This is a genomic window from Nonomuraea aridisoli (assembly GCF_003236395.1).
Lineage (GTDB): Bacteria > Actinomycetota > Actinomycetes > Streptosporangiales > Streptosporangiaceae > Nonomuraea > Nonomuraea aridisoli.
The window spans coordinates 1-8451 of sequence record NZ_POUD01000351.1; the positions used below are offsets into that span (position 1 = coordinate 1).

The 8451-nt window shown below is 72.4% G+C and carries 6 protein-coding genes; 1 reads left to right on the forward strand and 5 read right to left on the reverse strand.

The features are described from left to right. Positions 1–350: helix-turn-helix domain-containing protein (locus C1J01_RS43400; protein ID WP_146615941.1), on the reverse strand; the 350-nt coding region annotated here is incomplete at its 3' end. A gap of 69 nt (positions 351–419) precedes the next feature. Between C1J01_RS43400 and C1J01_RS43405 the strand changes: the two genes are divergently transcribed. After that, entirely contained in the window at positions 420–1631 is a 1212-nt protein-coding gene (locus C1J01_RS43405; protein WP_111184865.1) for a LeuA family protein, read from the forward strand. Positions 1632–1639: 8 nt separating this feature from the next. On the opposite strand, the gene C1J01_RS43410 is transcribed toward C1J01_RS43405, so the two are convergent. The 4 genes from C1J01_RS43410 to C1J01_RS43425 form a co-directional block, all read right to left on the reverse strand. Further along, the gene (locus tag C1J01_RS43410) at positions 1640–2947 is read right to left on the reverse strand and encodes an MFS transporter (RefSeq protein ID WP_111184866.1); all 1308 of its coding nucleotides are present in this window, start codon (positions 2945–2947) and stop codon (positions 1640–1642) included. A gap of 87 nt (positions 2948–3034) precedes the next feature. Continuing rightward, complete coding sequence (locus C1J01_RS43415; protein ID WP_220040408.1) at positions 3035–6058, reverse strand: GH92 family glycosyl hydrolase; 3024 nt, start codon at positions 6056–6058, stop codon at positions 3035–3037. A 157-nt stretch (positions 6059–6215) separates the two neighbouring features. Next, positions 6216–7100 (reverse strand): NAD-dependent epimerase/dehydratase family protein, encoded by an 885-nt coding sequence (locus tag C1J01_RS43420; RefSeq protein WP_111184867.1) that lies wholly within the window; start codon positions 7098–7100, stop codon positions 6216–6218. Between the two features lie 121 nt (positions 7101–7221). Then, positions 7222–8451, reverse strand: a 1230-nt coding sequence (locus tag C1J01_RS43425) for an SbcC/MukB-like Walker B domain-containing protein (RefSeq protein ID WP_268958805.1), incomplete at its 5' end; no start/stop codon positions are given.

The window sequence follows — 8451 nt, forward strand, 5'->3', positions numbered from 1 at the left end:
TCCCTCGCCGCCTCGGTGGGGGGCCCGAGGGTGGCGGGGTCGGCGGTCCAGAGCCAGTCGGCGACCTGTTCGAACGGGGTCGTGCGGGCCAGCCGCAGCGCGTCGATCCCCCGGTAGTACGGCCGGTCGACGCCGAGCGCCGTGACGGCGGACTCGATGACCAGCTCCGGCGGCTGGCTGCGCGGCCGGCCGCGGCGGGCGAGGCGTTCCACCTCCTCGGCCGAGAACAGGCTGCGCCGCCCGTCGTCGCCGCGCCGCCGTCGCAGCACGCCTCGGCTCACGTACGCGTAGAGCGTCGCGGGCTTCACGCCGAGCCGCTCGGACGCCGTGGCCGCGTCGATCCACTCCACCCCGACCCCTTCCATAGTTGACGAAAATCAATATTGATCCACGTTGAGCTGGCATGTCAACGTGAGCACATGCCACGAGTTCACTTCCTTGACGTCACCAACCGGGACGGCGTGCAGACCGCGCGCACCGGCCTGTCGAAGTTCGGCAAGACCATGGTCAACTTCTATCTGGCCAGGCTCGGGGTGGCGCAGTCCGAGATCGGCTTCCCCTTCCTGTTCCACGAGGTCCCCTACGTCAAGGCGCAGGTGGCGCTGGCGGAGGCGGGGGCGTTCGGCGGCCTGCGCCTGTCCGGCTGGTGCCGGGGCGTGCCGCAGGACGTGGACCAGGCCGCGCCGCTCGGCCTGAAGCACTACAACCTGTCCATCTCGACGTCCGACTACATGATCCAGAACAAGTTCCGCGGCCGCCTGGACAGGGACGCGATCATCAGGGAGATGACGGCCGCCGTCCGCGCCGCCAAGGACGCGGGCGCGCTGACCGTGGGCGTGAACGCCGAGGACGGCTCACGCACCGACGCCGCCTTCCTGCTGGAGTTCGCGCTGGCGGCGAAGGAGGCGGGCGCCGACCGCGTCCGCTACTGCGACACGATCGGCGGCGACACCCCCGACCGGATCCGCGAGCGCTTCGCCAAGCTGGCCGCCGGCACCGCGATGCCGGTCGAGACCCACTGCCACAACGACCTCGGCATGGCCGTGGCCAACTCGGTGTCGGGCGCGCTCGGCGACCTCGACGCCGGCCAGGACGCCTGGATCAACACCTGCGTCAACGGCATCGGCGAACGCTCCGGCAACGCCGACCTGCTCTCCACGATCCTGGCGTTCCGGCACGGGTTCGGCCTCGACGCCGAGATCGGCGACGCGCTGGACCTGTCGTGGGCGCGCAGGTTCGCGCTGTGGGCGAGTTACGCGCTGGGGCAGCCGCTGCCGAACCACCAGGTCGGGGTGGGGCGCAACGCGTTCGCGCACGAGTCGGGCATCCACGCCGACGGCGCGCTGAAGGACCACGGCAACTACGAGTTGTACGACGAGGCGACGCTGGGCCCGTTTCCCGAGGACTGGCACGCCCGCGACGGGCGGGTGGTGCTGACCGGCGAGTACGGCGGCAAGGCCGGGTTCCGTCACGTCATGGACGGCCTCGGCGTCGAGGTGAAGGACGAGGACCTGACGTTCCGGCTGGTCCAGCTCTGCAACGCGATGACGGGCAGGCCGCTCACGGACGACGAGCTGCGCCTGATCGCGGGCTACCCGCGCGAGTTGTCGCTGATGTTCCCCGGTTACTGATGCACGCGTTACTGATGCACGAGGTCCTGCCGCCCGGTCTCCGGCAGGGCGAGCAGGCAGAGCAGGCTCAGCACGGCCATGGCGGAGACGTACCCGCCGACCGCCATCACCCCCAGGCCGCTCGCCTGCATGCTGGTCGCCACCAGCGGCGGCACCGCGCCGCCGAGCACGCCGCCGAGGCTGTAGGCGACCGACGCGCCGCTGTAGCGGTACTCGGTCCTGAACAGCTCCGGCAGGTACGCCCCCATCGGCCCGAAGACCAGCCCCATCAGCCCGAGCGCCCCGGCCAGCGCCAGCCCGACGAGAAAGACCGACCTGGTCTCCATCAGCGGGAACATCACCAGCCCCCACGCGATGGCCACGACCGTGCCGGTGATCAGGGTGCGGCGGCGGCCCAGGCGGTCGGACACCATGGACGAGGCCACCGTGCCCGCCGCCATGAACAGCACGCCGATCATGGTCAGGGCGAGCATCGTCGTCCTGGAGATCTCCAGGGTGTCGGTGCCGTACGCCAGGCAGTAGGTGGTGGCGGTGTAGAAGAGCGTGTAGGCGATCGTCATGGCGCCGGCGCCGAGGAGCACGCGCCGCCATTGGTGCCGCATGAGCCCGGCGAACGGCACGCGGGCGATCCGGCGCTGGTCCATGGCCTGCTGGAAGACGGGCGTCTCGGAGATCTTCAGCCGTACGTACAGGCCGACGATCACGAGCAGCAGGCTCGCCACGAACGGCAGCCGCCAGCCCCAGCTGTCGAACTGCGCGTCGCTGAGCGTCTCCCCGAGGACGAGGAAGAGGCCGTTGGCCCCGATGAACCCGACCGACGGGCCGAGCTGCGGGAACATCGCGTACAGACCGCGCTTGCCGGGCGGCGCGTGCTCGGTGGCGAGCAGCGCCGCGCCGCCCCACTCACCGCCGAGCCCGATGCCCTGCGTGAAGCGCAGCAGCACGAGCAGGACGGGCGCGGCCACGCCGATCGCCGCGTAGCCGGGCAGCAGCCCGATCAGCACCGTGGACAGCCCCATGACCAGCAGCGACACGACCAGCATGGACTTGCGGCCGATCCGGTCACCCCAGTGCCCGAACACCGCCGAGCCGAGCGGCCGCGACACGAACGCCACGGCGAACGTCGAGAACGCCGCCAGGCTGCCGGCCACCGGGTCCATGCCGGGGAAGAACGCGGTGTTGAGCACCAGCGCGGCGGCGGTGCCGTAGATGTAGAAGTCGTAGAACTCGATCGCGGTGCCGACCAGGCTGGCGACCGCGATCCTGGACCGGCTGGGAGCCTCGGCCGGGGCGGAGGTCTGGGGGGATGTCGTCATACGTGTCTCACAATGCGGACTAGCGTCTCGTGAAGCGATACGAAGACGCTATATCACACCTCGCCGTGACCCGTACGGCGGCCGCTTTCAGCCGGTCACGGCGGTGACCGCGAACACCTTGAGGTTCGGGACCGGCGAAGTGGTGAACGACACCGCCTCCCGAGCCGGATCCACGGGCAGGGTGACGTGCCAGACGCGGACGGCGCGGCCGTCGGCGGTGCCGTTGACGTGGTAACGGGTGTCGGCCGTGACCGCCGTCTCCTCGCCGAAGTGCGGCGACGGGCTCGCCCAGTCGGTCACCTTCAGCGGCGCCGTCGAGGTCGTCCCGTCGGCGTAGGCGATGGTGACGCCGGTCTGCTGGTCGCCGTTCACGGCGGTGACGAGCAGCTCCAGGCTGCGGTAGCGGCCCGGCGTCAGGTACGTCCGCTGGCCGCGCAGGCTCATGAAGTTGCCCGCCCTGCCGGTGGTCGCCGGGACCGCGTAGTCGTGCCCGGCCACGGTGCGGAGTCCGGGAGCCGGCAGCTGCTCGGCCGGGAAGCTCCAGCCCTTGCCGTCCAGATCGCCCTCGGACTTCGCCCCGGCGGTGGCCACGCCGTCCACGTCGTACTGCAGCTCCTGGGCGCAGGACGACCCGGAGCGCAGGCACGGCCCCGGCAGGTTCGGCACCGGCGCGGCGGCCGTGGGCACGCGGTCGACGGGGAGGTCGGCGGCGGCGGTGCCCCAGCTCCTGTCCGGGGTCGTGCCGAGGTCGACCTTGACCTCGCCGCCCCGGTTCACCAGGGATTCCGGCAGCCACGAGCGGCTGCTGGGCGTCCCGTTCACCTGGACGCCGTGGACGTAGACGGCGTCGGGGCCGGCCTCGGGCGCGATCACCGTGATGCTCGGGCCGTCGCCGCGCTTGATCCACGCCTTGGGGAACATCGGGCTGGACAGCAGCATCTCGGCCCGGCTCGGCGTCTGCGGGTACATGCCGAGCGCCGCGAACACGTACCACGCGGACATCGTGCCGAGGTCGTCGTTGCCGGGCAGGCCGCTCGGACCGGTCCCGTACACCAGCGACGCCATCGCGCGCACGGTCTCCTGGGTCTTCCACGGCTGCCCGAGCGCGTTGTACAACCACGGGGTGTGGATGCCCGGCTCGTTGGTGGGGTCGTAGCGGAAGGCGTCCCCGCCCGTCGCCCACGAGCCGTCCGGGCGGTGGAAGAACGCGTCCAGCCGCTCGGCCGCCCGCTCCTTGCCGCCCATGGCCGCCGCCAGTCCGGACATGTCGTGCTGCACCATCCAGGTGTAGGTCGCGCTGCTGCCCTGCGCGAACCCCGTGTCGGAGGTCGGTGCGAACGGCCACTGCCAGGTCCCGTCCGACCTGCGCGCCTGCTGGTAGCCGCCCTCGGCTCCGGCCGACGGGTTGAAGGTGTTACGCCACCAGCCCGCCCGCGGCAGCATCGTGTCGCGCACGTCGTTTCGGCCGAGCCGCCCGGCCCAGTCGGCGAGCGCGAAGTCGGCCGTGGCGTCCTCCAGGGTCTCGGCCGCGCCGCCCCAGCAGTGGCAGGTGTCCTGCGGCGCATAGCCGAGCCGCAGGTACTCGCCCAGGTTCGGCCGCTGCCCCTCGCACTGCCCCGGACAGCCCTTGTCGGACAGGCCCGACGGGTGCGGCACGGTCGCCTGCCCCACCAGCGAGTCGAAGGCGCCGCGCACGTCGAAGTTCCGGACCCCCAGCGCGTAGAAGCCGGCCAGGGTCGGGGCCGACGGATCGCCGGTCATCACGTGGGTGGGGCCGTTGACGTGGATCCAGCGGTCCCACACGCCGCCGTTCTGCCGGGCGAGGTTGTACAGGGACTGGGCGAAGTCGCCGGCGATCTCCGGTTCGAGCAGGGCGAGCAACTGCGTGTGCGCGCGGAACTGGTCCCAGCCGGAGAAGTTGCCGTACTGCGCGGCCTGGCCCTTCGCCGGCCGGTGCACCTTGCCGTCGCTGCCGAGGTAGGTGCCGTCGACGTCGCTGGCGATGTTGGGCTGCAGGAACGAGTGGTACAACGCGGTGTAGAAGGTGGTGAGCCGGTCGGGGGTGCCGCCCGCCACCTCGATCGAGCGGAGCTGCTCGTTCCACTGCCTGGTCGCGTCGGCGGCCACCGACGCGACGTCGTCCCGCTGCCGCACCTCGCGGGCGAGGTTGCGCTTCGCCGCCGCCAAGCTGGTGTACGAGATGCCGATCTTCATGCGTACGTCGGCGTCGGAGGCGGTGTCGAAGGTGACGTATCCGCCCGATCCACGGCCCGCGCGGGCCGCGCCGGTCGCGTACCCCTCGCCGCCGCTCGCCGTCGTGCCGCCGGGGCGCAGCTCGCCGTCGGCCCACGTCCCCGTACCCGAGAAGGCGCGGTCGAACGACGCGACGAAGTGCAGCCGGTAGTAGCTCTTGCGGTTGTTCTCCCCGCCGTTGGCGCGTCGGCCGCAGAACGCGCCGGTCAGCACCGACCCCGTCACCGTGCGGGAGTCCGGGTCGATCGTGATCTGCGCGTCCTCGCTGCCGTTCAGCGAGTTGGACACGCGGAACAGCAGGTTGGCGGTGGAACCCTTCGGGAAGGCGAACTCGCCGACGCCGGCCCTGGTGGTGACCGCGAGGTCGGCCTTGGCGCCGGAGTCGAGGGTGACGGTGTACCGGCCGGGCCGCGCGGACTCGTTGTCGTGGCTGAAGGAACTGGCGTAGATCGCGTCGGTGGTGTCGGCCGTCGGCGACGACGTGACCGCCCCGACGTACGGCATGATCGGGACGTCTCCCGCGGCTCCCGGGTGGCAGCCCGCGCCGTTGACGTGTGTCAGCGCGAACCCGCGCGTCCGGGGGGTGTTGTAGGCGTACCCGTTGGCGCCCGCGGCGTTCGTCTGGTCGCCCGCCGTCGTGGTCGGGCTCCACGAGATCATTCCGAACGGCCGGACGGCGCCGGGATAGGTGTTGCCGCCGCCCGCGGAGCCGATCAGTGGATCGACGTATATGACGGGGTCGGACACTTTCGCCGGCGGGCGGTCGCTGGCGGTCGCGGCGGCCGGCGCCACGATGCCCAGCGAGACCGCGACCGCGCCGGCCGCGGCCAGGGCGAGGGACGAGCGAAGGAATGGCACGGCGAGATCTCACTCGCCCGTTCCGACCGGAACGTGAATACCCGCGGACGATCAGACGACGGGGCGAGCAACATCATCGCCTGGACCCGTTCGCGCCGCTCCGGGAGCGGCCCGCCCGCGCTGATCGGGGCCGGAGGCCGATCGCCCGCCGGGGCGGTCAGCGCTCACGGGCGTGGCCGTTCTCGTCCAGGTAGTCGCGCCACGAACGCTTCGGCTGCCAGCCGAGCAGCCGGTGCGCCTTGGCGCACGAGATGCCCGAGGCGTCGGGACGCGCCAGCGGGCGCAGCTCGATCCGGTCCCCGTGGACGCGCCGCAGCGCCTCGGCGAAGTCGTGCCCGCCCGCGTTGTCCGGCGAGGCGATGTAGAACACCTCGTGCCCCGGCAGCCTCGACTCGGTGGCCAGCACGATCGCGTCCGCCAGGTCGTACACGTCGATGTAGCTCCACAACCCCGCCCCGCTCTCGGAGACGTCGCGGACCTGCGGCCCCAGGTTGCGCTCGTAGTTGCCCTCCCACTGCACCCAGCTCGGCCGCAACGAGATGCACCTGATGTCCGACCGCCGCACCGCCGCGTCCATGAGCTGCTCGCCGAAGTGCTTGGCCAGCGCGTACGGGTCCTGCGGCCGGATCGGGTGCTCCTCGTCCACCGGCGCGTAGTCGGGCAGGAACGGCCGCTCCGGGAAGAAGAACCCGGGGACGGTCTCGCTGGAGATGTTCACGAACCGCGACACGCCCAGGCGTACCGCCGCCTCGATCATGTTGAACGTCGCCATCAGGTTGTTCTGGAACACCACGTGCGGCGGGTTGGAGGTGGGGTCGGGGATCGCCGCCGCGTGCACCACGGCCTGCGCCCCCACGGTCACGGCGTACGCCTGGCCCGCGTCAGTCAGCTCCGCCTGCTGGTAGCGCGGCGTCCCCGGCTCCGAGCGCTCGAACACGGGACGCGTGACGTCCACCGCCGTCACCTCGTGCCCCGCCTCGGCCAGCGCCTTGACGGCCGCCCTGCCGACCTTGCCATGTGCCCCGGTCACCACCACGCGCATGAACCGCTCCTCACCGGACGTACGTGCAGACAATCTAACCTTCGCGAGACCCCCGCCCCGCGGCGCCCTCAGCCCCCGCGAACGACCGCACCTGGGACGGCCTCCCCGGGCAGGCGGCGCGTCAGGCGACCCCCACGGCCGACAGCGTGGAGCCGGTGCGGGTCTTGGTGACCTTGAGCTGGGCGGTGATCCTCGACCGCAGCTCCACGACGTGGCTGACGATCCCCACGGCCCGTCCTCCGTCGCGCAGCCCGTCGAGGATGTCGAGCACACCGTCGAGGGTGTCCTCGTCGAGCGTGCCGAAGCCCTCGTCCACGAACAACGTGCCCAGCTCCGCCCCGCCGGCCTCGGCCGTCACGACGTCGGCCAGCCCGAGCGCCAGCGCCAGGGAGGTGATGAAGCTCTCGCCGCCGGACAACGTCGCCGGATCACGGTCGACGCCGGTCCACCCGTCGGCCACCCGCAGCCCGAGCCCGCCGCCCGCACGCCCCCGCGAACCGGCGGTCTTGCGCAGGTCGTGCCGCAGCAGGTAGCGGCCGGCGGACATGTGGTCGAGGCGCTCGTTCGCCGCGTCCACCACCTGCCGCAGCCGCTCCCCCAGCACGTACGACGACAGGCTCATGCTCCACTGGTTGTCACTGGACGTGCCGCTGGCCAGCGCCGCCATGCGCTCGGCCAGCCGGTGCCGTTCGAACGCGGGCCGCCAGCGCTCGAGGTGATCGGCCAGCTCGGCGTACAGCTCCTCCAGCCGCCGCGCCCTGGCCGCCGCCCGGTCGCGGGCGCTCGACAACCGGGTGAACGCCTCCTCCAGCGCGTCCCGTTCGGCTTCGAGCGCCGGCAGGTCGGGCGCGGGCTCGGCCGCCGCAGCGACCAGCTCAGGATCGGCCAGCACGCCGCTGACGGCCGCGTGCTGGTCGTCGAGACGGCGCAGCAGCTCCGCCCGGCTCTCCCGCTCGGCCGGGCTCCGGTACGCCGCCTCGGCCTCCAGCACGTCCGCGAACCCGGCCTCGGCCGCCGCCTCCTCGGCCGCCCGCGTGGCCTTCTCCAGCTCGCCGCGGGCCGTCACCGCGGCCTTGGTGGCCTCCAGCGCCTCCCGCAGCAGCTCGGCCTCGTCGCCCAGCCGCGACAGGCGGGCGGTCAGCGTGGCATCGTCGCCGCGCGCCGCGTCCAGCCGCGCGCCGAGCCGCCCGGCGTCCCCGCTGAGCTCCTCGTGCCGGGTACGGCACGCCGCCAGCCGCGCCGCCACCCGCCGCCCGCGTTCCTCCTGCTCGGCCCTCTCCCGCTGAAGCCGAGCCACCTCCCCGGCGAGCACCTCTTCCCGCTCAGCGACCCGCCGCAACCTCCCCAACTC